The sequence below is a fragment of the Streptomyces amakusaensis genome (genome assembly GCF_039532665.1).
GTDB classification, from domain to species: Bacteria; Actinomycetota; Actinomycetes; order Streptomycetales; family Streptomycetaceae; genus Streptomyces; species Streptomyces amakusaensis.
Genome location: NZ_BAAASB010000012.1, coordinates 179,446 through 203,395, shown reverse-complemented (window position 1 = coordinate 203,395; position 23,950 = coordinate 179,446). Strand labels below are relative to the sequence as shown.

Sequence of the window (23,950 nt, the reverse complement as noted above, 5' to 3'; positions counted from 1 at the left end):
CGTGCGAAGGCGCGCTGCCCGTACTGCTCAGGTCCCGTTGCGCGCCCGGAGGGCGAGGGCGCCGGCCGGAAGCCGGGGTGTCCGCAGGACGTCGAGAGCCCTGGAGAGGGCTGAGTCCCGCTTCTTGTCGAACTCTTCCTCGGTGAAGACCGGCTCAGTGAGGTGCGGCGGAATGCCCGTGCCGTCGAAGGTCCTGCCCGAGCGGGTCAGGAATTCCTCGTTCGGCAGCCAGGCGGACATGCCGTTGGGGAGCCTGCGCGTCATGACGTCCGAGAAGACGCCCTGTGTGGGCTGCCCGATCCGGACCGCCCCGCCGGGCCGGTCCATGAGGGCCTGGGTGAAGGTCTCTCCCGCGCTGACGGTCGAGCCGCCGGTCAGCATGGCGACCGGCCCGGTGTAACGGGGACCTTGGGCGGGTGTGACGTATACGGGCTGGGGGCGGGTGTGCCGGGTGGGGTCGGTGGGATTGTTGCGAGCTCGTTTGGAGTAGGCGAGGTAGGGGGTGTCGGTGAGACGTTCGGCGATGTGGATGCCCAGGGCGTCGGAGCCGCCGCCATTGATCCGCTGGTCGATGATGAGGCCCTTCAGACGCTGGGTGCGCTCATGGCTGAGGATCGTGTCCAGCGCCCTGTCGAGCTCGGCCAGCTGGGCGGCGTAGGGGGTGCCTGCGCCCGCGTATCCGCCGAAGCCGGAGATCCGCAAGTAGCCCTGCCCGCCGGGCAGGTCGGCGTAGGTGATTCGTCCGTTGGCGAAGTCCTGGAGGTTCCGCGCGTTCTTGAGATGGTGCGCCACGATGAACGTCTTGACCTTGGCGTCCAACTCCAGGGTGGGCAGGACGGTGCCGGGGCGGCCCTGTGCGAAGGACGCGGTCGCCGTCCTGAACGGCGACATGGGAGTCGTGGAGCGGCTTGACCATCTCGCTGAAGACGGCGTAGAGCTCGTCCCTGGTCGTCTTCGTGTGCACGGTGGGCCGGTACTGGTCGCGGACGGTGTGCCAGTCGATGCCCTTGGCGGAGAAGAAGGGATAGTTCTCCTCGAAGGACTGCCAGAAGATGTCGAAGGCGGCGAGCGGCCCCTCGGGGGCCGGACGTGTGCAGATGTCCGGCAACTCCGTTGTCCGGCGCAGGTTCCGGTCGCCGACGGAGCCGTCCGCCCGCATGGAGCCGCGGTCGCGATCCCCTCGGGTCCGCACCGTGAGAACAGTGCCGTCGGGCGTGGTGTAGGTGCCGGGACCGGTCCGCCGCGCGGAGTCGCCCTCAAGACAGCTGACGGCGGTGGTCTGGTACTCCTGGAGAGTTCCGTTCCGGATCGACAGCACTGTTCCGTAGCCGTCCACGCGCCAGATTCCGTCGGCGGCCGGGTGCGGGGCGGCCGGGGTCACGGTCGGCGCGGCTCCGCCGACGAGGGCCAGTGTGACGGCGGCGGCCAGGAGAATGCGCATGATCCTGCCTTCGTTGCAGGTGATTTGCCGGGACAGCCCTCACCGTCGCCGACACGGCGTTCTCCCGGCCATCCGGCTGTCCGGTTGATCGGGGGTGGGGCCGGCCCCCGCTACCGGCGGTACGCGGGAGGCACGTCGCCGACCGGCGCGGTACGCGGCATGACGAACCCCGGAATCGGGACCGCCGCCCGCTCAGGACCGCGTGGCGATCCCGCACTCTCGGTCGCCGGACTTCCGCATCCGCTCGGCCATGGGCGTACCGCGGTCGTACGGATCGACCTCGGGACCGGCCTCCGCGTCGGCCGGTCGGCCCGCGTCGCCGAACCGCGGGGTGAAGTAGCCGGTGACGGCGCCGCAGCCGCCGTTGGTCGTGTGGGCCGAGTGCGAGACGAGGGAGAAGGTCCCGGGACTGGTCCTCACTCGGGCGGGATCGTCCCAGCTCAGCACCGTCTCGCGCCGCACGATCGTCCGCGTGACCTCGTCGCCGCCCGCCGCCGGTCCGACCGGGTACACATAGGTGACATCGGCGGTCACCCGGAGGGTGCCGCGCTCACCCTCCCGATAGGTGATGCGGCCCCGGGTCCTGATCTCGTCACCGACGAGGCGAACCCGCGTGTCGTCGAACCGGCTGAAGAGCGTCAGCGGGTCGTTCTTCTCGTCCGGGGCCCGGAACGCGGTCGACAGATAGCTTTCGACACCCTGCTGAAGCGGGTTGATCAGGGCGATCGCCCGCTCGGGGCGCTCGCCGCGCAGAACGTCCGGATCCAGGCTGGAGGCGGCGAGGAAGTCCAGGCTCCGGCCGAGGGCCTGCTTCACCTGCGCCGTGCTCATCCAGCCGGTGGCCCTGGCCGCGGGGACCGTGATCCCGGCCGTGCCGCTCGCCCAGCGCGCCGCCGGCGACCCTCTGAACGGCTCCTCGACCGACGGCCGGAGAGCCGCCTCCGTGGCCGGCGGCCCGCCGGGGCGTTCCGACTCCGCGGCCAGGGGCTCCCCGGCCCCGGCCCCGGCGCCGCCGAACCAGCCCGCCACCGGCCCCGGGGCCACCGCCACCACCAGCAGGGCGACGGCGCACACCAGCCCGGTCGCGTACCAGACCGTCCTCAGCCTCGGCCGCCGCCTGGGCCGGGCCGGAGTGTGGGCACGCCACGCCTCCGGCTTCCCGGGGTTCTCCCGCAGCCTCCGCGTCACCATCCTGGCCCGCGCCGACGGCTCCTCGGGCGCGCCCGGCGCGCCGTCCACCGATTCCCGCAGGAATCGCTCCCACTCCTCGTCGGACACGGACGAACCGCCCGGCCCCCCACCCGCACTCACACCCGGCTCCTCACGCCGCCCACGGTCACGGCGCCTCTCTCAAGATCATCAGACATATCGTCTCATGGTGCCTTCCGGAGGTCCGTGCCGAACGACCCGAGGACGGCGATGACATCGATCCGTGATGCCGGCCGTCCGAACCGGTTCTCCGGCGAGCGCATCTCCCCGTGCGACAAGGATCCCGAGGAATGATCGTGAGAGTGAAGCCGGCATGTTACTGACTGCTCCCGCCCGCCGCCGGGCCGCCGTCGCCGTCGCCGTCGCCGTCGCGGGCATCGGCACCGCCGGTGTCCTCCGGTGGGTCGAGGGGGACACCACGCCCTACGGCCTCCAGGACAGTCCGGCGGTACGGGTCGAGGTCCGCGCCGAGAACTCCCGCTACCCCGACACCCGGGAAACCGCCGAGGACGTCAGCGAGCTGGTCAGGGTCTACGTCCAGCGACTCCTCGCCGGCGACGCCGACCGGCTGGCCGAAGTCGGCGCGCCCTGGTTCACGGGGCGCGAGGCGCGGGCCCGCGCCTCGATCCGGAAGTACGGGGAGGCCGCGGGCGGTCCCGTGCGGGCCGTCGTGCGGGAGCCCGTCGTCCCCTGCTTGGCTCAGGTGGAACTCCGCTTCGACGGAGGTGCTCGGCAGGTCGTCGAGCTGACCCGCGACGACGGAATCTGGTGGGTCGCCATGGGAGACGGAGACCCCATGAAACCCTGACAGTCCGTCCTCTGGGCGTCGAAACGGTCATTACCGCCCTTCCGGCACCGTCGGTCGGCCAGAATGAGGGGGCCGATGGGGAGTCGGCGGACCGGTGCCATCGCCCGGGGCGGAGAGATGGGGGGCGCGGTTGACTGTGCGTGAGGCGGACGGCTCCGGTGGACGGGCCGGAGGAGCGGGTGCGTAGAAACCGTCCGCCCCCTTCGCGGGGGCGACGCCGACTGCTCATGGCGTTCGCGGTACTGGGCATGTGGCTGCCGATCTACTTCGGCCCTCTCAGCGAGTGGATGGAGGAGAATCCGCCGCCGTTCATCGCCTGGATGGAACAGCGGACCACCCTCGCGGTCGTCCTCCTGATGGCGGCCACGGCCCTCGTCGTACTGGGCTCCATGGCCGGACAGCCGAACGGACCGCGGCCGGTGGCGGAGCTGGCCGAGACACTGGCCACCGCGGTGGCCGAGCAGTGGCGCAGGGAGGAGACGGCCCTCCAGTTGCAGACACCCTGGCCGCTCCCGCTGCGATGGGAGAACACGACACGGCCGGTGACGGACCACTGGGAGGCGATCAACGGCGCTCCCGGCCGCAGTGAACCGGTGGATCTGTCCGGCCGGCTGCACGGGGACGGCCGGGCGGACGACGAAGGCATCGCCGCCGTCCTCCACCGGGTGGCGTCACAGCGGCTCGTGATCCTCGGCGCACCGGGAGCGGGCAAGACCGTCCTCGCCCTGAACCTGGTGCTGCATCTGCTCGACCACCGCCGGGAGGGAGACCGGGTGCCCGTCCTCCTCTCCCTGGGATCCTGGCACCCGGCCCGGGAGACCCTGCACTCCTGGATGGCCCGCCGACTGGCCGAGGACGACCCCGCCCTGCGCACCCGGTCGGGCTCGGGAACGACCCTCGGCCGGGAACTGATCGCCTCCGGGCGGGTGCTGCCGGTGCTGGACGGGCTGGACGAGATGCCCCCGCAGCTGCGGCTGGAGGCGCTGGCGGCCCTGAGCCGGCAGCTGGGACGGGGCGAGCCGCTGGTGCTGACCTGCCGGGCCGACGAGTACCAGCGGACCGTGGAGGGCGCGGTGCTCACCGCCGCCGCGGTGGTCGAGCTGTGCCCGCTGGACCCGGCCGATCTGCGGGCCTATCTGCGGGTGAGCACGATCCCCGCCCGGACCGGTGGCTGGGACCCCCTCTTCGCCGAGATCGAGAGCGCCCCCGGCGGCCCGGTGGCCCGCGCGCTGTCCACCCCGCTGATGGCATGGCTCGCCCGTACCGCCTACGCGGACACCGCCGCCGACCCCGCCGAGCTGCTCGCCGAAGAGGGAGGGGCCCGCCGCTTCGCCGACCGGACGGCGGTGGAGGAACACCTGCTGCGACGCCTCCTCCCGGCCGTGTACTCCCGGGATCTGCCCGGGGAGGACCCCCGGAGGTGGAGCGGCGAGGAGGCCCGCCGCTGGCTGAGCTTCCTCGCCCGGCACCTCGGCGCGCTCCGCACACCCGATCTGGCCTGGTGGCAGCTCGGCACCACCGTGCCCCTCGCCTCGCGCGCGGTGCTGGTCGGCACCGCCGTCGCGCTGGTGTACGGACTGCTGTCCTGCCTGGTGAACGGGGTGGGCGGGTACGGGCTCCCGGCCATCTTGGTGAGCGGGCTGGTCAACGGGGCCGTGACCGGGCTGCCCCTCGGGCTCGCGCACGCGGCCGCGACCAGGTTCACCGACGGGATCTTCCAGCCGTCACGCGTACGGCTGAGCCTGCGCGGCCGGCGGACCGGGCGGGTCCGCCCGAGGGCCCTGCCCCGGTTCATGGCGGGGTTCGGGGCGGGGATGACAGCTCCGGCCACCAGCCATCTGTTCTCCGGAACGGTGGACGCGGCAGCCCGCCAGGAGCCGTTCTGGATACTGTCGAGGGTGCTGAACGCGGGATTCTGGGGCCTGGCAGTCGGCATCGCGGCCGGGCTCGTCCTCGCCTCCACGGCCTGGTTCGAGGAGCCCATCGACACGGAGGAGGCCACCAGCCCCACCGGTCTGCTGAGGACCAACCGCGCGACGGTGCTCCGTCAGGCGCTGGTGCTCGGAGTGGTGTTCGGGCTTCTCATCCTGCTCGGAAGCTGGATCATGGCGAGCCTGCTGCCCCGCCACCTATGGGGCAGCCCCCTGGTGTGGACCCCCGCCCTGGGGCTGCGCAACGGGACCCTGGCCGGATTCGGGGGTGCGCTCGGGGCCGCGCTCGCGCTGACCGCCTGGGGCCGCTGGGTGATCCTGGCGCGCGGCTGGCTCCCGCTGACCGGCCGGCTGCCCTGGGCCGTGAGCGCCTTCCTGGAGGACGCCCACCGGCGCGGCGTACTGCGCCGCAACGGAGCCTTCTACCAGTTCCGCCACGCCCGGCTCCAGCACCATCTGGCCCGGGTCCCCCCGCCCCCGCCCTCACCCGCTTCCCGCGCCGTCGCGGCGGGAAGGAACCACCCGGGAGAGGGAGGTGCCGCTCATGGGAGACGAGTCGGGTGAGTTCGGGGCCGGGGCCGGGGCGGGCGCGGACGAGGGGTTCGGGTTCCGCAGGATCGAGCGGGACGGGACGGCGGGGGAGTGCCCCGTGGTGCGGGGTGACGACGGGGTGTGGGAGGTGCGCGGGTACGAGGAGGCGCGTGCCGTGCTGCGCGCCACGGCGACCGTGCAGGCGGGGCTGGGGGTCGAGATGGTGTCGAAGCTCCCGAAGGGGGTTCGGCGGCCGGTGCTCTACCGGGACGGTCCCGAGCATCGCGAACACCGCCGCCAGACCGCCCGGTTCTTCACCCCGCGCCGCGTCGACGAGCACTACCGCGAGATCATGGTCCGCGTCGCGCAGGCCCGGATCGACCGGCTCCGCGCCGACGGCCGGGCCAGGCTGTCCGATCTCAGCTTCGATCTCGCGATCGAGGTCGCCTGCGCGGTCGTCGGTCTGACGGACGGCAGGCCCGGCATCAAGGAACGGCTGGAGCGCTTCTTCCCGGAGCGGTTCGGCACACCGGGACTGACGAGTTGGCACGGCCTGTACTGGACGCTGCGGCAGAACACCAACTGGCTGCGGGTGTACCTGGGCGATGTACGGCCCGCCGTGCGGGCCCGCCGCCGCGTCCGGCGGGACGATCTGATCTCCCACCTCATCGACGACGGCTGTTCGAACACGGAGATCCTCGGGGAGTGCCTCACCTTCGCGGCGGCGGGCATGGTCACCACGCGGGAGTTCATCGGCGCGGCGGCCTGGCACCTGTTCTCCGACGCCGCTCTGCTCGCGCACTACCGGGCGGCGGACGAGCCGGGCAGGCTCGCGGTGCTCGGAGAGATCCTGCGCCTCGAACCGGTGGTGGGCCGTCTCAGCCGCCGTACCACCGAACCGCTGGAACTGCCCGGTGCCGACGGCGGGAGACTCACCGTCCCGGCCGGTGACCGGATCGACATCCTGGTCGACCGGGTCAACATCGACGAGCGGACCGTCGGGGCGCGGCCGGGCCGTCTGCGTCCGGGGCGCGCCATGAAGGACGCCGGGGTGCCGGGACTGGCCTTCGGCGACGGTCCGCACAAGTGCCCGGGGCTGCACATCGCGCTCCTGGAGACGGATGTCTTCCTCAGCCGGCTGTTCGCCCTGCCCGGAGTGCGGATGACGAGCCCGCCGACGGTCGGCTTCATCGAGGCCATCGGCAGTTACGAACTCCGGGACTGCGTGCTGGAGGTGGACACGGGGGACACGGGGGACGGCGGCTGAGCCCTGCCGTGCGCCCGAAGCCCCCGGGCCGGGCGGCGGTGGACCATATCCGCTGGAGCCGATCGGTCCCCGATGTCAAGATTGCCCGCGACGGGGAAGCTCAGCGGTGGAGCGCCCGGCTGCACCCGGGTGGACGCGGGTTCGAATCCTGCTCCGGTGTCCATGGCACGCCTGCCCCTCCCCGGGCCGGGTCACCCGGCCCGGAACAGTTTCTCCGCCTCCCCGATCGCCTCCGCCAGAGCCTTCGCCCCCGGCCGCAGCCCGGTCACGATCGCGTCGATCCCCCGCAGCCCCGCCCGCTCCAGCAGCCGCTTCTCATTGGTGACCCACTCCCCGCGCGCCGCCAGCACCGCGTGCGCCGTCAGCGTGGCGGCCGTCGCCAGCGCCCCCGCGACCTCGGTCGCCCGACCGTGCGGGGCATGGGCCCCCCGCGCGTAGCCGAGCGTCAGCTCCGCCCGCTCGCGCCACACACCCGGGGCCGCCGCACGCAGCGCCGCAGGGTAGGAGGGCCGGGGCAGAACGCCGTGCACCACCTGGTTGAGCGCGAGTTCGGCGACCACCAGATAGCTCGGGATCCCCGCCAGATGGAACATCAGCGGCTCCCAGCGGAACCGCCCCAGCCGCGCCTCGGCCCACTCGTGCTCGACGGCGTCGAGATCCCGGTAGTGCACATCGACCCGCCGCCCTTCGACCGTGAGCCACGCCCCGCCGTTGAAGACCCCGCCACCCCAGCCGCCCACCTCGGAGGCCTCGCCCTCCCAGCCGACGGCCCGCAGATCGTCCGGGTCGAAGCCGCCCCGGTAGTAGACGGCGAAGTCCCAGTCGCTCTCCGGGGTGTGCGTGCCCTGCGCACGCGAACCGCCGAGGGCGACCGCCTCCACGGAGGGCAGCGCGGCGAGCCGCTCGGCGACATGGGAGACAAAAACAGCGTCGTTCATAAGGATCCTGATCGTGTGAAGTGACGTACGGACGTGCTCCGAGGCACGGCGGACGAACGCCGGAGCGAGGGCTCGGACGGCGTTCGGCGGGGCCAAGGTGCCTGCGTGACTCGTTACTTCATGATCGACAATGTACGGTCCCGAGGGCCGGTCGCGAAACCGGTTTTCTGCACGATCCCGTGATGCGGCACTCTCCGGACGCAGACGACACCACCACCACGGGCCCGCTCCCTCCTGCCCGCCGGGCCGTCGAGTACGACCTCGCCCCCGACCATCCGCGTCTCCAGCGCCCGGGGGATGCCTCTCTGACGCCCGGCCGGACGCCGGGGGCACAGGACGATGCCGAGCGAATCCCCCTCCTGGGGCCGGTGGTTCCCTTAAAATCGACCGGCCGCGGAACGACGACAGGTGGGAGAACGGGATGACTGGTCGGGTCACCGCTGTAAGCCGTGATGAGACGTACACGTTCAGCAAGACCAACCGCGATTCCATCACGCTGCTCGCGGGGCTCGGAGTGGAAGGAGACGTCCACGCGGGGGAGACGATCCGCCACCAGTTCCGCATGACCTACGAGCCGGACCTGCCCAATCTGCGCCAGGTCCATCTGATGCACGAGGAACTCTTCGGCGAACTCGCCCTCAAGGGCTTCGAGGTCTCCGCGGGGCAGCTCGGCGAGAACATCACCACACGCGAGGTGGATCTGCTGGGCCTGCCCACCGGCGCTCTGCTCCACCTCGGGGAGCGGGCGGTGCTGGAGGTGACGGGACTGCGCAACCCGTGCTCGAAGATCAATGACTTCCGCAAGGGGCTCCTCGGGGAGGTCTTCGCCATCGACTCGGTGTCCGGCGAGTTCACCTTCAAGTCCGGTGTCATGGCGGTGGTCCGCCGTGGAGGGGCCGTCCGCCCCGGTGATTCCGTCCGGGTGGAAACCCCGCCCCTTCCCCACCGCCCGCTGGAGCGGGTCTAGAGCCTGTCGTCACCTTCCCGCCCGCCCCCGCCGGGCGAGGCGACATCTCCCAAGAGCCGCATCCACCCGCTCCGACGGCTCTTTCAGCGGAAGTCCGCGGCGTGGTCCACCGCCCACTCCCGGAAGGACCGGGCCGGGGCGCCCGTGATGCGTTCCACTTCACCGTTGACCGGCTCCGGATTGTCGATCATCTCCGCCTGGGCCGGCAGCACGGCCGCCACCAGCTCTGCCGGGTAGCCCGCGGCCCTCATCCGCTCGGCGGCCTCGTCGAGCGCGATCTCCTCGAACCGCACCGGTCGCCCGATCGCCTCGCCGATCAGGGCCACCTGCTGTTCCTGGGTGATCAGTTCGGGGCCGGTGAGCAGGGGGCGGGCTCCGAGCAGGGCGTCGGTGGTCAGTGCCTGAACGGCGACCGCGGCCATGTCCGCCTCGTGGATCAGCGGGCGGGCCAGCCTTGCCAGCGGCGCCCGTACCGCACCGGTGGTGCGGACCTCCTCCGCCCAGCCCAGCGTGTTGCTCGCGAACCCGGTGGGCCGCAGCGCCGTCCACTCCAGGCCCGATGCCTCGATCAGCCGCTCCAGCTCGGTGTGGAACATGGTGATCGCCTCGCCCGGCTTCTCCTTCTCCTTCTCGTTCCCCACCCCGGCGGATGACAGGTACACCACCCGTCGAGCGTGCTTCCCGATCGCGTCGATCACCTCCGACGCGCCCTCGGCGCTCAGGAACGGCCACACCAGGAAGACCGAGTCGACGCCTTCCAGAGCCGTGTCCAGCGACGCGGGATCGCCGAGATCGCCGCGCACCGCCCGCACGCCCTCCGGGAAGTCCGACTCCCCTCGCACCAGCGCCCGCACGGGCACGCCCATCGCGTGCAGTTGGGCCACCACCGCGCCGCCGACCTTTCCCGTCGCGCCGGTCACCAGGATCCTGGGCTGTGTCATCGCCATCTCCTCGTCTCGCTGTTCGATGACACGACTCTCGTACATCAACCAAGGTTTAGGTCAAGCGCCGGCCGGAGCGGGTAATTAATCGGATGTGCGTGCGGCGCGGGGTTGTTATGTTCGCTGTGTGCCGAAGCTGAATCAGATCATCGCAGTCGAAAAGGGCGTCAAGTCCAAGGCTCTCCAGGAGCTCACCCAGGCTCACCAGGACGTGCAGAAGCCCGCCCTGCTGGCCGGTATCTCCCGGACCTACCAGCCCAAGGACGAGGAGGGCGAGCAGTTGCCGCCCGAGTCCACGCGGGTGCAGATCAAGGCCGAGGACGCTCTGCGGGCGACCGCCGGGACGCTGACGCGTCTCTTCGACGTGACCGCGACGAAGGACTGGGCGAACCGGTCCGCGGTCGCGGACGTGGTGGTCGACGGCACGGTGCTGTTGCCCCAGGTGCCCGTCCCGTATCTGCTGTTCCTGGAGAAGCAGCTCACCGATCTGCACACCTTCGTGCGCAAGCTGCCGGTGCTCGACGCCTCCGAGTCGTGGAACGTGGACCCCTCGACGGACTCGTGGAAGACGGACCCGGTGCGGACCATCCGCACGAAGAAGGTTCCGCGCAACCATGTGAAGGCCGAGGCCACGGAGAAGCACCCGGCGCAGGTCGAGGTGTACTACGAGGACGTCCCGGTCGGTTACTGGACCACGGTGAAGTTCTCCGGCGCGCTGCCCGCCCGGCGGGTCAACGAGCTTCTCGACCGCGTCGAGAAGCTCCAGCAGTCCGTCAAGTTCGCCCGCGAGGAGGCGAACAACACCGAGGTCACCGAGCAGCGGGTCGGCGACGCGGTATTCGGCTACCTCTTCCGGTAGCCCCACACACGCCCTCCGTCGCGAGCGGAGGGTGCGCGATGAGCGCAAGCTGAAACTGATGTTGAAGCTGATCAAGGGGTGTCAGTTGGGGGTTCGAATCCCTCTCCCCGCACCACGTGCGGGGGTGGCCCAAGCCTGGCAGAGGCGGCCCCGTGAAACTCAGATTCTCGCTCCAGTCTCAGTATTCGCCGCCGAACACCGGATCGACCGAGCGTGGGCGAACATCGACGGATGGGGGTTCAAGTCCCCCCGGCGCCTCTCTCGTGGCGCTGTAGTTCAAAGGTAGAACACGTCGATCTCAAGATGACCCGCGGTTCTTCAACGCCGCCGGTGTGCGCAAATGGGTGGCAAGCTGGAGCCCGGGAGCTGGACATGCTCCCGGGCTCCGTCACGTTCCGGCCCGCGGCTCCCGTGGTCACCCCCGGCCCCCGGCCCCCGCAGTGGCTCCTGCCGCACTACGACGGGTGGCCGAACTGCGTCGCGAGGACGGCCGCCTGGATCCGGCGTTCCACGCCGAGCTTGGCCAGCAGCCGGGAGATGTGGTTCTTGACGGTCTTCTCGGCGAGATAGAGCCGCTCGCCGATCTGCCGGTTGGTCAGCCCCTCGCCGATGAGGGCCAGGATCTCCCGCTCCCGGGCGGAGAGATGGTCGAGCTGCGACTCCCCGGCGGGCGGCTCCTCCGGCGCGCGGAGGCTGTTCATCAGCCGGGCCGTGGTGGCCGGGTCCAGCATCGACTGCCCGGCCGCGACGGTACGGACCGCCGTCACCAGGTCCGAGCCCTTGATCTGCTTGAGGACGTACCCCGCCGCGCCCGCCATGATCGCGTCGAGCAGGGCGTCGTCGTCATCGAACGAGGTCAGCATCAGACAGGCGGTGCCGGGCAGCCGTGACCGCAGCTCCCGGCAGACCGTGATCCCGTCGCCGTCCGGCAGCCGGATGTCGAGCACCGCGACATCCGGGCGCAGCGCCGGGCCCCGTACCAGCGCCTGTTCGCCCGTACTCGCCTCGCCCACGACCTCGATGTCCGGCTCGGAGCCGAGCAGGTCGTGCACACCCCGCCGTACCACCTCGTGATCGTCGAGGAGGAAGACCCGGATGGGGCGCTCTGGAGAGAAGACGGGTGTCGCGGTCACGTGAGTGGCTCCCTGGATCTTGACTGTACGTTACGAGAGTGCCTGGTCACCGGCGTGGGCGACAGGGGCCGTTCGGCCCTGTGTGTCCTGGAAGGCTCCGTTTCAGTGCGGGGCGTACATGGCCGGCAGCCGGGTCCGCGCCGCGCGCAGCCGGTGGGCGAGGACCGAGCCGACCCACATCGCGACCTCGCGGCCCAGCCAGGGGTCCGCCTCGCAGAGCCGCCGGGCCGGGGCCGCGTCGAACTCCAGGGCCCGCACCGGAGTCATGGCCTCCGCGCCCAGCTGCCAGCCCGAGGGCGGGAACAGCCAGGACCAGCCGACGAGTTCCCCGTGGGAGAGCGAGTCGACCACCGCCGCCCGGCGGCCGGGGACCCGTACATCGAGGGTGACCAGTCCGGTCCGCACGATCCAGAACCGGTCCGGCACACCGCCCTCGTCCAAAATCCTCGTCCCCTGTTCGAAGCGCACCTCCCGCGCGATGTCCAGCAGCCGGCCCCGGTGCTCCGTCGACAGAGCGCTCATCGTGGTCCTCATGGGTGCCCACCGTCCCTCTCCGTGCTCGATCCCGCCTCCGGGAACCCGTTCTCCGGCGGCCGGTTGACGCTTTCGAGGATCCTGCGGCGGACCCCCGTGCCGCGCGGGCCGGGCGGGGCCGGGCCCGGGGGCCGAACGGCCCTGCCCGCGAGGGCGGCGGGCGCGGGCGATACGGTGAATGCGCTCCTGGCAGGCCGGGTCGGGTGGAGAGTCTCGGAGGGCTCATGGGTGCGGACGAGGGCGGCGCGGGCAAGGTCGCGCGCCTCGGGCTGGATGAACTGCTCGGCGAACTCCGTTCGCGCGTCGAAGAGGTGCGCGGCAGCCGCGACCGGCTCAACGGCCTGCTGGAGGCCGTGCTTTCGGTCGGACGCGGACTGGATCTGCCGCAGGTGCTGCGCGGGATCGTGGAGGCGGCGGTCGTCCTGGTGGACGCCGAGTACGGCGCGCTCGGCGTCGTCGGCGAGGAGCGGAACCTCACCAGCTTTCTGACGGCGGGGGTCAGCGAGGAGGACCGGCGGCGGATCGGTGAGCTGCCGTCCGGTCACGGACTGCTCGGCGAGCTGATCCGGCACCCCGAGACGCTGAGGCTCGCGGAGCTGTCCGAACACCCCTCGTCCGCCGGCTTCCCCGCCCACCATCCGCCGATGCACTCCTTCCTCGGGGTGCCCGTCCGGGTCCGGGACGAGGTCTTCGGCAATCTCTATCTGACCGAGAAGCGCGGCGGCGGCGAGTTCGACGCCGAGGACGAGTCGGTCCTCACCACCCTCGCGGTCGCGGCCGGCATCGCCATCGAGAACGCCCGGCTCTTCGAGAAGGTCCGGCTCAGGGAGCGCTGGCTGACCGCCAGCGCCGACTTCACCAGCGCGCTGCTCGCCGGCTCCTCCGAGATCGAGGTCCTGGAGATGATGACCGACCGGGCCCGCCGGATCACCTCCTCCGGGCTGGGCGTCGTCTATCTCACGGGACCCGGCGGAGAGCTGCGCGAGGCGCTCGCGCTCGGTGAGGACGGCGGGCGGACGCCCCCGGGCACGGAGCGGGCGGACCGGGAGGGCCTGGCCGCCGCCGCGCTGGCGGCGGGCGCGCTGATCGCCTCCCCCGAGGGGAAGGCGGCCGGCTTCGGACCCGCCGTCGCCGTCCCCGTGGGCGGTACGGGACGGGCCAGGGGCGTATTGGTGCTCGCCCGCCGGGCGGGCGAGCCCGCGTTCACCGAGGCGGAGACCGCACCGCTGCCGGGCTTCGCGGGACAGGCCGCGCTCGCGCTCGAACTGGAGGACCGGCGGCGGGACTCCGAGCAGATGGCGCTGCTCGCGGACCGCGACCGGATCGCCCGCGACCTGCACGACCTCGCCATTCAGCGGCTGTTCGCGACCGGGATGACGCTCCAGAGCGCCCGCCGCTTCGTCGAGCACCCCCAAGCCACCGAGCGGCTGGTCCGGGCGATCGACGACCTGGACGACACCATCAAGATCATCCGATCCACCATCTTCGGGCTCCGCGAGCGGGAGAACCCGCAGGCCTCGCCCGGCCTGCGGGTGCGTACCGTCCGCGCCCTGGAGCAGGCGGCCCGCACCCTCGGATTCGCCCCCGGGCTGCGGATGGAGGGCCTGATCGACACCGATGTGCCCCGCCCGGTCGCCGACGAGGTCGTCGCGGTCCTCGGGGAGGCCCTCACCAATGTGGCCCGGCACGCCCGCGCCTCCAGGGCCGAGGTCTCGCTCGTGGTGCGCGCGGGCACCCTGACCGCCGAGATCACCGACGACGGCGTGGGCCTCGACGCGAGCGCGAACGGGGACGGGAAGGCGAGCGGGGGCGGCCGGCGCGGCGGTCTGCGGAATCTGGCCGAGCGGGCGGAGCGCCTCGGCGGCACGATGACGACGGCACCGGGGGAGACCGGCGGCACCCAGCTGGTGTGGCGGGTCCCCCTGGCCGGTCCGGGCTGACCGTACGGGCTCAAGGCGTCTTCGGCGCTGTTTCCCCGTCCCCGTCCCCGCCGCGCCGCCGGTAGTGGCGGGCGACCCGGGCGCGGTTGCCGCAGGCGGGCTTGCACCACTCCTGCCGCCCGTGGCTCTTGAGGAAATACCGCACACAGCGGGGCGCGGTGCAGGCACGCAGCCCCTCGCGCGCGGGCCCGCCCAAAAAGTCGATGGCGTCCCTCGCCAGGGCGGCGACCAGCCGGACGCCCGGATCCGGCTCCGCCGACAGGGTGCGCACCGAGGGCGCTCGGCCGTCCGGCCACTCCAGCCGGGGGGCCACGGGCTCCCGAGCCGCCTCCGCGTTGAGATGCGCCAGCGCCCGGTCGAGGGGCATCAGCCGATGGGCGTCCGCCGGGCTGGGGGGAGCGGGACGCACCGCCTCGGCGAACAGCGCCCGTACTGACCGCCGCAGTTCGACGAGCCGAAGCCGCAGCTCCTCGTCCGCCGAGACCTCTCCCGACGGGTCCTGCCGCCCGATCCAGCGGGCCGCCCCCTCGACCGTGTCCAGGTCGTCGGCGACACCGCCGTCCCCGTCGTGACGGATCGTGCTCACCAGTTCCAGCACCGGCCTGTGCTCCACAGGAAGTCCCCTCTCCCGCCCGCCGATTCGTCGGCCCTCTGGTCAACCCCGTCCGCCCACTCTACAGTTCCTAATGGATAACGAAGAACTTCCATTAGAGACTGGGGTGGACGGAACGATGACGCTGCTGCTCGCGCACATCAGTGATCTGCATCTGGACGGCTACGAGAGGTCGACCCGGCGTGCCGTCCGGGTCGTGGAACATCTGCGCGCCCTGCCCCGCCCGGTCGACGCGCTCCTGGTCACCGGGGACATCGCCGACCACGGCGAGGAGTCCGAGTACGAGGAGGCGGCCCGGATACTCGACGTGCCCTTCCCGGTGCTCAGCTGCCCCGGCAACCACGACGCGCGCCCGGCCTACCGCAAGGCGCTGCTGGGCGCGCCCGCCGGTGACGGGCCGGTCAACACGGTCCACCACATCGGCGGCACCGCCGTCCTGATGTGCGACTCCACCATCCCGGGCCGCGACGAGGGGCTCCTCGACGCGGAGACGCTCGCCTGGATGGACGCCACCCTCTCCGGACTGCCGCGGGACACCCCGGCGCTGATCGCCTTTCATCAGCCGCCCGTGGAACTCCACCATCCGCTGCCCGACTCCTGCCGGCTCCAGCGGCCCGAGGAGCTGGCGGCCCTGCTCGAAGCGCACCCGCGGGTCGCCGCCGTGCTCACCGGGCATGCCCACACCGCCGCCGCCACGACCTTCGCCGGGCGTCCGCTGATCGTCGCACCGGCCGTCACCTGGACCCTGCGGATGCCCTGGGAGGGCGAGAACCCGGCGGACCGCGACCAGCCGCCCGGCCTCGCCTTCCACCTCCTGGGCGACGACCGGCGGCTGACCACGCACTACCGCGTCGTGCCCTGACCCCCTGACCCCCTGACCCCCTGACCCCCTGACCCCCTGACCCCCTGACCCCCCCGAACCCGTTCGCCCGAGCCCCGGAGGCACCGTGGTCACCCTCTACGCCGTCGCCGGGTTCCTGGCGGCGGTCCTTCCCCTGACCGTCACCCCCGGGGCCAGTCTCGCCCTGCTGATCCAGCACGTCGCCGACGGTGGCCGCCGCCGGGCGCTGCCCGTCGTCCTCGGCACCGCCACGGGCCTGTACATCCACGCGACGCTCGCCGCGGTCGGTCTGTCGGCCCTGGTCATGAACTCCGCCCGGGCGTTCACCGCCGTCAAGCTCGTCGGCGCGGCCTGTCTGATCGGCCTGGGCCTGTGGACCTGGTGGTCCGCCACCCGGAGGGCGGCACCCGCCCCCTCCCGCCCGCCACCGCCGAAGGGCCCGGACTCCGTCTACGTACAGGCGCTGCTCGCCAATGTCCTCAATCCGAAGGCCGCGTCGGTCTATCTGACCCTGGCCCCGCAGTTCGCCGTGCGTCAGCACCCCCTCGGTCTCGGTGGCCAGATCCTCGCCCTGGCCACCGCGCACGTGCTGCTGATCGCCCTCTGGCTGCTGCTCTGGACCCTCCTGGTCCGCCGGGCCTCGCACCTCGTGCGCGGAGCCGGCTTCCAACGCGCGATCGCCCGGGTCACCGCCGTGGTGCTCCTCGCCCTCGGCGTCCGCACCGCCCTCGCGTGACGCCCACGGCCCGCCGGGCTCTCAGACGGTGTCGCGCAGATCCACCACGGGTACGCCGCCGACGCGGCCGGGTACGAGACGGTCCCGCCATCGGCCCTCGGCGAAGAGGTCGCGCAGATACATGCCGGGGAAGTCCAGCGGCTCGTCCCGGCCGGCCAGCCGGAGCCGGGCCCGGTAGCGGCTGTCCCCGTCGAGCACCAGGACGTCGCACCAGTCCGGCTCCGGCGCCTCGACGCCGGTCACGGTGATCCGGTCGTCGGCCATCTGATGGACCCAGACCGCCAGATCCTCCAGCAGCCACGCCATGTTCATCCAGGACGGCGCGTCGGCGGCGGGCTGCCAGTCGTAAGCACGCCGTCCCTCGCGCCCCGGTACCGGGGGCTCTCCGTCCCGGTAGACGGGCGGTTGCGGCGGGCCGTCGGCCTCGGTGAGGCCGAGCCGCCGGGATCCGAGGGTGAGGGAGGAGACCCGGAAGCGGTCGAGGCCCGCGTCGAAGGCGACTTCCGAGGCGTGGGCGAGGAACATGCTCTCCGGGGTGGGCACCGGGTTTCCCTTCGTGGAACGGCAGCCGCCCACGCGGGAGAGGCGGGGGCGGATCGGCAGACGCATCCTCCACCGGGGGAGCCCCGCCACGCAGGCGGTTTTCCCGTGCGGGGCCGCTGCGGCCCGCCCGGCCTCCCGCCCCGGCGTTGCCATGACCGGCCCGGGTCGGCATGGTGGAGGGAGTACGGGAACACGTGACCGACCCGTCGCCACGGCCCCCGCCGACATCCGCCGGCCCTCGCCGGCCGACCCTTCGGACCGCCCATGGCCGCATCCCGAACCCTGTCGCTCGCCCTCGCCTCGGCACTGCTGGCGCTGGTCGCCGGCTGTGGAACCGAGGCGGACGCGATGCCCGCGGAGACAGCCGCGACCAGCGCGCGGGCGATAGCACCCACGCCCACTCCCACGCCCACACCCCCGCCCGAGAGCGAGGCCCGGACGCTGACCGCGAAGCTGTCCATCCCCGCGATAGGGCTCCGTGATCTGCCCGTGGTCCCCTACGAGGGCACCACCGACGACACCGAGGGGACCCGCATCCAGAACCGGGGCGACGCCGCCAGCCCCTACGGGGAACACGGCGGAGTCGGCCCCGGCGAGAAGGGGAACTACCTGGTGACCGCGCACCGGCTCACCGCCGGCGGCCCGCTGCGCGAGCTGCCGCGACTGAGCGCGGGCGACACCGTCACCGTCACGGCGGGCGGCCGGAGCCATACGTACGAGATCACCGAGACCCGGGGGACCTCCTTCCGGTCCGCCCGCTCCCTCGCCGAACAGCGCGCCCCGGTCCCCGGGCACCCCGGCGAGCGGCCCACCCAAGCCATGATCACCATCTCGACCTGCGCCACCCCGGAGGACGACGCCGCCGGGAACTTCTGGCGCGACGAGCACGGCAACCCCGAACACCGCATCGACAAGATCGGCGTACTCCGCGAGCAGGGCACCCCGTAGCCACGCCGTCCGCCGTCCGCCGTGCGCCGTGCGCCGTGCGCCGTGCGCCGTGCGCCGTGCGCCGTGCGCCGTCAGAGCGGCAGCGGCGGCGGGGAGACCGCCAGCGAGAACGAGTGCCCCGCCGGGTCGGCGTAGATTCTGACCTCGCGCGGCCCGCTGTTCTCCTTGGCGTCCACCGGCCGCGCGCCCAGCCCGACCGCCTCCCGCTCCGCCTCGTCCATGTCGTCGCTGTCCACCAGGATCCTCAGATGGGCCTGGTGGGAGCCCTCGGGGCGGGGCCAGCTCGGCGGGGCGTGGCCGAGGTCCCGGCGGATGGCCAGATGGACCCCGCGCTGTCCGATGATCTCGATGAATTCGGGGTCGTCCCCGAGATGAAGGTCCGCGCCGAGCAGCGCGGCGTAGAACTCCGCCAGCTGCATCGGCTCGGCACTGTCCAGTACGAGCACACTTGTCTTCGCGACCGTCATACCGGCTCGTCTACCCCCGGCCGCCGGGACCAGACCCCGGCCCCCGGCCCCGGGTCCAGTCGAGCAGCTCCCCGGCGCTCCAGGTGTTGATCACCCGCTCCGGCTCCACCCCGGCGCGCTCCGCCCGGTCGCAGCCGATGAGCTGCCAGTCGAGCTGCCCCGGCGCGTGCGCGTCGGTGTCCACGGCGAAGAACACCCCCGCCGCCAGCGCCGTGTCCAGCAGCCGCATCGGCGGATCCAGCCGCTCCGGCCGACAGTTGATCTCCACGGCGGTGCCGTGGGCCGCGCACGCCTCGAACACCGCCGCCGCGTCGAAGCGCGACTCCGGGCGGGTGCCGCTGGTGCCCGACCGGCCCCGGCCCGTCCGCTCACGGCCGATCAGCAGCCGTCCGGTGCAGTGCCCGAGCACATCCACCAGCGGACTGCTCACCGCCCCGACCATCCGGCGGGTCATCTTCGCCGGCTCCATCCGCAGCTCGGAGTGGACCGAGGCGACCACCAGATCCAGCTCGTCCAGCAGCTCCGGGTCCTGGTCGAGCGAACCGTCCGCCAGGATGTCGCACTCGATGCCGGTCAGCAGCCGGAAGGGGGCCCACCCCCGGTTCAGCTCCGCCACCTTCTCCAGCTGCTCGCGCAGCCGGGCGGCCGACAGACCGTTCGCGACCGTCAGCCGGGGCGAGTGGTCGGTGAGCACGGCCCACTCGTGCCCCAGCGCGATCGCCGTCCGGCCCATCTCCTCGACGGGACTGCCGCCGTCCGACCAGTCCGAATGCAGATGGCAGTCCCCGCGCAGCAGCGCGCGCAGCTCCCGCCCGCCCTCGGCCGGCGGCACGGACGCCTCCGCCATGAGCCGCCGGAGGTACTCGGGCACCTCCCCGGCCAGTGCCTCCCGTACGACCCCGGCCGTCCTGGGGCCGACGCCCTTGACCTTCTCCAGGGTCCCGTCGGCGGCGCGGGCCGCGATCTCCTCGTCGGACAGCGGGGCGAGCGCCGCCGAAGCGCCGCGGAACGCCCGTACCCGATACGTCTTCGCGAGCGAGCGCTCCAGCAGGAACGCGATCCGGTCCAGCGCCTCCCGGGGATCCATGGCCGCTCCTTCCCGCCCGCTCCCTCCCACTCTCACCCGGCGCGCCCCGGGCGGCCACCCGCACACTGGGAGAGCCCCACCGCGGGGGAGGCGGAACGTGGAACGGATGGGAGTCCGGCATGAGCACCGTGCGTTATGCGTACGCGGTGACGCGCCCCTTCCGCGCGCCGCTGCCCGTCGCCCTCACCGGCGTCGCCGGGGCGCCGGCCCACACCGTCGCGGAGGGCGGCCTGGTCGCCGTGGTGTCCTCCGTGCCCGAGGCCGACTTCGCGGAGATCCCGCTGCTGCGGTGCCTCGACGACCCCGCCCGGCTCGCCGAACTGACCCGCGCCCACGAGAACGTGGTGGCCGCCCTGGTCTCCGTCACCTCCCCGCTGCCGCTGCCGCTCGCCACCGTCCGCCCGGACGACGACGCCGTGCGCGAGCTGCTCGCCTACGGCCGCGCCCGGTTCCTCCCCACGCTGGAGCGGCTCGACGGACGGCTCGAATGGGGCGTGACGGTCTACCCGGAGGGGCCCGGACGGCGGACCGGGGAGCCCGTCGGCGCGGTGCCGAAGCTGCTTCACGAACGGCTCGCCCGGCACGCCGAGGACGTCCGCACGGGCCCCGGGACGCCCCGGCCCGGTGCGGCAGGCGAGTCCGGTGGGCCCGGCGAGTCCGGTGGGTCCGGTGGGTCCGGTCCCGTACTCCTGGACGCCGCCTATCTCGTACGGCGAGCGGCCTGCGCCGCGTTCGTGGAGGAGTTCAACTGGCTGAGCCCCCGCGCGCCGGGCGTGCGCGCCGTGCTCTCCGGCCCCTGGGCCCCGTACTCCTTCGTGACCCTGGCGGGCGGGGGGAGCACGGCCGGCTCCCCGAGGCACCCGGGTGGCGGCATTGGCTGAGACACGCAGGACGGCCGGGGAGCGGATCGAGCGGATCGCCGCCTTCATCAGACGGTGCCGGGGCGAGCCCGCCGTGGTCCAGACCCTGCGTGCCACCGCCGCCGCGACCATCGCGTACGCCGTCGCCCTCTGGCTCAGCAGCGAACCCGCCCCGCTCACCGCGCCCCTGACCGCCCTGCTGGTGGTCCAGGTGACCCTGTACTCGACGCTCACCACCGGTATCCGCCGGGTGAACTCCGTGGTCGCGGGCGTGCTCATCGCCAGCGCCTTCAGCGTTCTCGTGGGGCTCTCCTGGTGGAGCCTCGGGCTGATCATCCTGGCCTCGCTGGCCGTCGGATACACGGTCCGCGTCGGCGAGTTCGTCCCCGAGGTCGCCATCAGCGCGATGCTCGTCCTCGGCGTCACCCGAGTGGCGGACACCGCCTGGGACCGGGTCCTGGAAACGCTCATCGGCGCGGTGGTGGGGCTGCTCTTCAATGTGCTGCTGCCGCCCGTGTGGGTGGGCAGCGCGGGGGAGTCCCTGGCGGGCCTGTCGCGCCGGATGCGCGGACTGCTGCTCAGCATGGGCGAGGAGCTGAGCAGCCCCACCACCGTGGAGACCGCCGCCGCCCGGCTCCACGAGGCCCGCCGGATCGACGACGACATCGCCGAGGTGGACGCCGCCCTGCGGCAGGCCGAGGACAGTCTCAGGCTCAACCCGAGGGTGAGGGAGGGGCTGCTCAACCGGGTGGTGCTCCGCACCGGCCTGGACACTCTGGAGATCTGCGCGGTGGTGCTGCGGGTGATGGCCCGGACCATGACCGACCTCGCCGTGCAACGCCGCGAGGAGCGGCTCTTCCCCACGGAGGTGGGGCGCGCCCTCGAAGAGCTGCTCGCCCATGTCGCCGACGCCCTGGTGAGCTTCGCGGTCCTGGTCACCAGCCAGGTCACCGCCAGTGCCGAGGCGGCGGAGCGACGCCTGGCGGGAGAGCTGGCCTCCGCCTCGGCCGCCCGCGAGCGCACGGCGGAGCTGCTGCTCGACGGCGTCCGCCGCGATCCCCGCCACTGGCAGCTGCACGGCGCGCTGCTCACCGAGATCGACCGGATCCTGGATGAACTCGACCCCGGGCACCGCTCCCGGCGGCTGCTGGAGGAGCTGGACCGGGGCGCGCGGGAGCAGCGCGAGAAGCATCCGAGGCTGGACGCGCTCCGCCGGAGGGCCGAGGAGCGGAAGCACCGCCGTACCGCACGGCACTGACCCGGGTCCCACTGGCGGTACGCACCCCGCCCTGCCAGTCTCGACAGAGCGACGGCCGGAGGAGACCGATGAGCACGGACCACCCGGCTCGTTCCGGACAACAACAACAGCGGCAGCGACAGCAGCGGCAGAGCCAGACCAGGCGGCTGCCGCTGTCCGGAACGGCCCGGGTGGTCAGCCGCTGCCGGGACTTCACCGAGCGCGCGCTCGCCGACTGGGGCTGGACCCCGGAGGGCGGCGGGCGGGCCGAACGGACCGAGGACGTCCTCCTCCTCGTCTCCGAACTGGTCACCAACGCCTGTCTGCACGCCGGCGGCCCGACCGAACTGGTCCTGCGCCACACCCCCGACCGCCTCCGGATCGAACTGTCGGACCCCAGCCCCGACCTCCCGCGCCGCCGCCCCCGCGCCGTCTCGCAGCCCGGCGGCCACGGACTGATCGTGCTCGACCGGCTCTCGCTGAAGTGGGGGGCGGAGCCCGTCGACGGCGGCAAGGTCGTCTGGGCGGAGATCACCCCGCCCCGCTAGACGGATTCCGGGGGCCCGCCCGCCGGCGTGCACGGCGGTACGGAGGGGCACGCGCCACACTGGGGGTACGGCACACCACCGGATGCACGAGGGAGGCCGGGCCATGGGCTGGGTGAAGGCGAAGCTGAGGCAGGTGAAGGGCCGCAAGAAGGAGGCCGACGGCATCGCGCTGCACAATGAGCGGCTGCGGGCCGAGGGGCTGCGCGAGAAGGAGAGCGGCCGGAGCGAGGAGGCCGCGCTGAGGGAGGCCCGCCGCCGCAGGCAGGAGGGCCGGTGACGCCGCGCGGACAGCGCGGCGCGGTGCGGGCCGTGCCCCGCCCGTCCGTCAGCGGCCGGTGATCGTGAACAGCGCGCCGTCCGGATCGGCCAGGGCCGCCTCGTCCACGCCCGCGTCGGTCGTCCACCGGCCGAGCACCGTGCCGCCCCCGTCGCGCGCCGCCCGGCAGGTGGCGTCCACGTCGGAGACCGGGAAGTGGATGTCCCAGCGCGGGCGCGCCATCGGGTCGGGGGCCGCGCCCCGCGCCCCCGAGCCGAGCCGAGCGAGCACATGCCCATTGCTGATGAGCACGACCTCGTCGTTCTCGTAGCTCACATCGCAGCTGCCGGACCGCTCGGCGGCCCAGTCCAGCACCTCGCCGTAGAAGATCGCCGCGTCGAACGCGTCCCGGGTCCGCAGCAGCAGCCACGCGGGCGCGTCCTGGTGACCGGACTGCCAGTCGGGGATCAGCGCCCCCTCCCAGATGCCGAAGACCGCCCCGTCCCGGTCCGCCGCCAGCGCGCCCCGCCCCAGCGAGAAGGCGAGCGGGCCCACCGCGACGGTGCCGCTGCGCTCCCGGATGCGCGCCGCCGCCGCGTCGGCGTCGGCGACGGCGAAGTACGGCGTCCAGGCGACGGCCACCTGAAGGGTGCCCGCCAGGCCCCCGATCCCGGCCACCGGAGCGCCGTCGTCCAGAGCCACACTGAATCCGTCGCCCAGCTTTCCCCTGCGGAAGTCCCAGCCCAGGACCGAGCCGTAGAACTCCTGCGACGCGGCGAGGTCCCGGGCCATGAGGCTGACCCAGCACGGCGCGCCGACCATCTCGGTGCTCGATGCCATCCCCGGCGCGAAGGCCGGGTCCGTCTTCTCGTTCATCGCTCTCATGTCCTGGGATGGGATGTACGCGGTCCACGGCCCGCCCTCGGCGGACCCGGGCGCTGGGTCGTGTCTTCGAAGTCCCGTCTGCCTGTCGTGCCCTGGCACGCACGCTCGCCGCGTTGTCGTCGGTCGCCGACGCTCCGCGTCGACTCCCTCCTCCGCCTTGCGATCGCACGCACCAGACCCCGCCAGACCCTCCCTGCGGGAGGACGACGCTACTTCGAAGACACTCCCCAGGCCGGGGTGCGCGGCGGGGATTCGGCTCCCATCCTGCCCCCGGGCCCTCCTCCCCGCGAGTCACGGGCCTCCCGCGCGTGTCCCGCGGCCCGCCGGGGGGACGGCGGCCGGGCACGGTTGCCGGATGGCGCGCACTCCACGGGTTCCCGCAGAGTCGGGAATGACACCCGGGCCGCCCGGTGTGGGCGAGACCCCGCCC

At 72.9% G+C, this 23,950-nt stretch carries 23 protein-coding genes and 1 pseudogene; 13 read left to right on the top strand and 11 right to left on the bottom strand.

What is annotated here, in order from left to right; genetic code table 11:
- Positions 1-27 precede the first annotated feature (27 nt).
- Positions 28-1,441, bottom strand: a pseudogene (locus ABD371_RS22260) (S41 family peptidase).
- Positions 1,442-1,633: 192 nt separating this feature from the next.
- Positions 1,634-2,752 (bottom strand): hypothetical protein, encoded by a 1,119-nt coding sequence (locus tag ABD371_RS22255; protein WP_344479492.1) that lies wholly within the window; start codon positions 2,750-2,752, stop codon positions 1,634-1,636.
- Between the two features lie 211 nt (positions 2,753-2,963).
- Between ABD371_RS22255 and ABD371_RS22250 the strand changes: the two genes are divergently transcribed.
- The 3 genes from ABD371_RS22250 (at position 2,964) to ABD371_RS22240 (ending at position 7,187) form a co-directional block, all read left to right on the top strand.
- Entirely contained in the window at positions 2,964-3,458 is a 495-nt protein-coding gene (locus ABD371_RS22250) for a hypothetical protein (RefSeq protein ID WP_344479491.1), read from the top strand.
- 227 nt (positions 3,459-3,685) lie between these two features.
- The gene (locus tag ABD371_RS22245; RefSeq protein WP_344479489.1) at positions 3,686-5,953 is read left to right on the top strand and encodes an NACHT domain-containing protein; all 2,268 of its coding nucleotides are present in this window, start codon (positions 3,686-3,688) and stop codon (positions 5,951-5,953) included.
- Positions 5,934-7,187: a cytochrome P450 gene (locus ABD371_RS22240; RefSeq protein WP_344479488.1), complete on the top strand. Its 1,254-nt coding sequence runs from the start codon at positions 5,934-5,936 to the stop codon at positions 7,185-7,187. Before ABD371_RS22245 ends, ABD371_RS22240 begins: the two co-directional genes overlap by 20 nt.
- A gap of 191 nt (positions 7,188-7,378) precedes the next feature.
- Here ABD371_RS22240 and ABD371_RS22235 read toward each other — a convergent pair whose 3' ends face one another.
- Entirely contained in the window at positions 7,379-8,125 is a 747-nt protein-coding gene (locus ABD371_RS22235; protein WP_344479486.1) for a nucleotidyltransferase domain-containing protein, read from the bottom strand.
- A 421-nt stretch (positions 8,126-8,546) separates the two neighbouring features.
- Between ABD371_RS22235 and ABD371_RS22230 the strand changes: the two genes are divergently transcribed.
- Positions 8,547-9,092: an MOSC domain-containing protein gene (locus tag ABD371_RS22230; protein ID WP_344479484.1), complete on the top strand. Its 546-nt coding sequence runs from the start codon at positions 8,547-8,549 to the stop codon at positions 9,090-9,092.
- 83 nt (positions 9,093-9,175) lie between these two features.
- Here the strand turns inward: ABD371_RS22230 and ABD371_RS22225 are convergent, their stop codons facing one another.
- Positions 9,176-10,033, bottom strand: coding sequence for an NAD(P)H-binding protein (locus tag ABD371_RS22225; RefSeq protein WP_344479483.1), 858 nt, complete (start codon positions 10,031-10,033; stop codon positions 9,176-9,178).
- 127 nt (positions 10,034-10,160) lie between these two features.
- On the opposite strand from ABD371_RS22225, the gene ABD371_RS22220 reads away from it, so the two are divergent.
- Positions 10,161-10,892, top strand: a complete 732-nt coding sequence (locus tag ABD371_RS22220; protein WP_344479481.1) for a DUF7873 family protein — start codon at positions 10,161-10,163, stop codon at positions 10,890-10,892.
- Positions 10,893-11,347: 455 nt separating this feature from the next.
- On the opposite strand, the gene ABD371_RS22215 is transcribed toward ABD371_RS22220, so the two are convergent.
- Together ABD371_RS22215 and ABD371_RS22210 are read right to left on the bottom strand one after the other, a co-directional pair.
- The gene (locus ABD371_RS22215) at positions 11,348-12,025 is read right to left on the bottom strand and encodes a response regulator (protein ID WP_344479480.1); all 678 of its coding nucleotides are present in this window, start codon (positions 12,023-12,025) and stop codon (positions 11,348-11,350) included.
- A gap of 102 nt (positions 12,026-12,127) precedes the next feature.
- Positions 12,128-12,559 (bottom strand): Crp/Fnr family transcriptional regulator, encoded by a 432-nt coding sequence (locus tag ABD371_RS22210; RefSeq protein WP_344479479.1) that lies wholly within the window; start codon positions 12,557-12,559, stop codon positions 12,128-12,130.
- A 224-nt stretch (positions 12,560-12,783) separates the two neighbouring features.
- On the opposite strand from ABD371_RS22210, the gene ABD371_RS22205 reads away from it, so the two are divergent.
- Positions 12,784-14,499, top strand: a complete 1,716-nt coding sequence (locus ABD371_RS22205; protein WP_344479478.1) for a sensor histidine kinase — start codon at positions 12,784-12,786, stop codon at positions 14,497-14,499.
- A gap of 10 nt (positions 14,500-14,509) precedes the next feature.
- On the opposite strand, the gene ABD371_RS22200 is transcribed toward ABD371_RS22205, so the two are convergent.
- Complete coding sequence (locus ABD371_RS22200; RefSeq protein ID WP_344479477.1) at positions 14,510-15,112, bottom strand: CGNR zinc finger domain-containing protein; 603 nt, start codon at positions 15,110-15,112, stop codon at positions 14,510-14,512.
- A gap of 118 nt (positions 15,113-15,230) precedes the next feature.
- On the opposite strand from ABD371_RS22200, the gene ABD371_RS22195 reads away from it, so the two are divergent.
- A complete protein-coding gene (locus tag ABD371_RS22195) occupies positions 15,231-15,974 on the top strand; it encodes a metallophosphoesterase (protein ID WP_344479476.1) in 744 nt (247 codons plus the stop codon).
- Between the two features lie 85 nt (positions 15,975-16,059).
- On the top strand, positions 16,060-16,689 hold the full coding sequence (locus tag ABD371_RS22190; RefSeq protein ID WP_344479474.1) for a LysE family translocator: 630 nt from the start codon (positions 16,060-16,062) through the stop codon (positions 16,687-16,689).
- 21 nt (positions 16,690-16,710) lie between these two features.
- Here the strand turns inward: ABD371_RS22190 and ABD371_RS22185 are convergent, their stop codons facing one another.
- Positions 16,711-17,232 (bottom strand): hypothetical protein, encoded by a 522-nt coding sequence (locus ABD371_RS22185; RefSeq protein WP_344479473.1) that lies wholly within the window; start codon positions 17,230-17,232, stop codon positions 16,711-16,713.
- 264 nt (positions 17,233-17,496) lie between these two features.
- On the opposite strand from ABD371_RS22185, the gene ABD371_RS22180 reads away from it, so the two are divergent.
- Positions 17,497-18,180, top strand: coding sequence for a class E sortase (locus ABD371_RS22180; RefSeq protein WP_344479471.1), 684 nt, complete (start codon positions 17,497-17,499; stop codon positions 18,178-18,180).
- Between the two features lie 71 nt (positions 18,181-18,251).
- Here ABD371_RS22180 and ABD371_RS22175 read toward each other — a convergent pair whose 3' ends face one another.
- Entirely contained in the window at positions 18,252-18,647 is a 396-nt protein-coding gene (locus tag ABD371_RS22175; RefSeq protein WP_344479470.1) for a VOC family protein, read from the bottom strand.
- A gap of 10 nt (positions 18,648-18,657) precedes the next feature.
- The gene (locus tag ABD371_RS22170) at positions 18,658-19,734 is read right to left on the bottom strand and encodes a PHP domain-containing protein (protein WP_344479468.1); all 1,077 of its coding nucleotides are present in this window, start codon (positions 19,732-19,734) and stop codon (positions 18,658-18,660) included.
- Positions 19,735-19,853: 119 nt separating this feature from the next.
- Here ABD371_RS22170 and ABD371_RS22165 point away from each other — a divergent pair, with 119 nt between their 5' ends.
- From ABD371_RS22165 to ABD371_RS22150, 4 genes are all read left to right on the top strand, one after another.
- Positions 19,854-20,615: a GvpL/GvpF family gas vesicle protein gene (locus ABD371_RS22165; protein ID WP_344479467.1), complete on the top strand. Its 762-nt coding sequence runs from the start codon at positions 19,854-19,856 to the stop codon at positions 20,613-20,615.
- Entirely contained in the window at positions 20,608-21,852 is a 1,245-nt protein-coding gene (locus tag ABD371_RS22160) for an FUSC family protein (RefSeq protein WP_381734250.1), read from the top strand. Before ABD371_RS22165 ends, ABD371_RS22160 begins: the two co-directional genes overlap by 8 nt.
- A gap of 68 nt (positions 21,853-21,920) precedes the next feature.
- Positions 21,921-22,379, top strand: a complete 459-nt coding sequence (locus ABD371_RS22155; protein ID WP_344479465.1) for an ATP-binding protein — start codon at positions 21,921-21,923, stop codon at positions 22,377-22,379.
- Between the two features lie 103 nt (positions 22,380-22,482).
- Positions 22,483-22,656 (top strand): hypothetical protein, encoded by a 174-nt coding sequence (locus tag ABD371_RS22150; RefSeq protein WP_344479464.1) that lies wholly within the window; start codon positions 22,483-22,485, stop codon positions 22,654-22,656.
- Between the two features lie 48 nt (positions 22,657-22,704).
- On the opposite strand, the gene ABD371_RS22145 is transcribed toward ABD371_RS22150, so the two are convergent.
- The gene (locus ABD371_RS22145; RefSeq protein ID WP_344479462.1) at positions 22,705-23,511 is read right to left on the bottom strand and encodes a VOC family protein; all 807 of its coding nucleotides are present in this window, start codon (positions 23,509-23,511) and stop codon (positions 22,705-22,707) included.
- Positions 23,512-23,950: the final 439 nt, after the last annotated feature.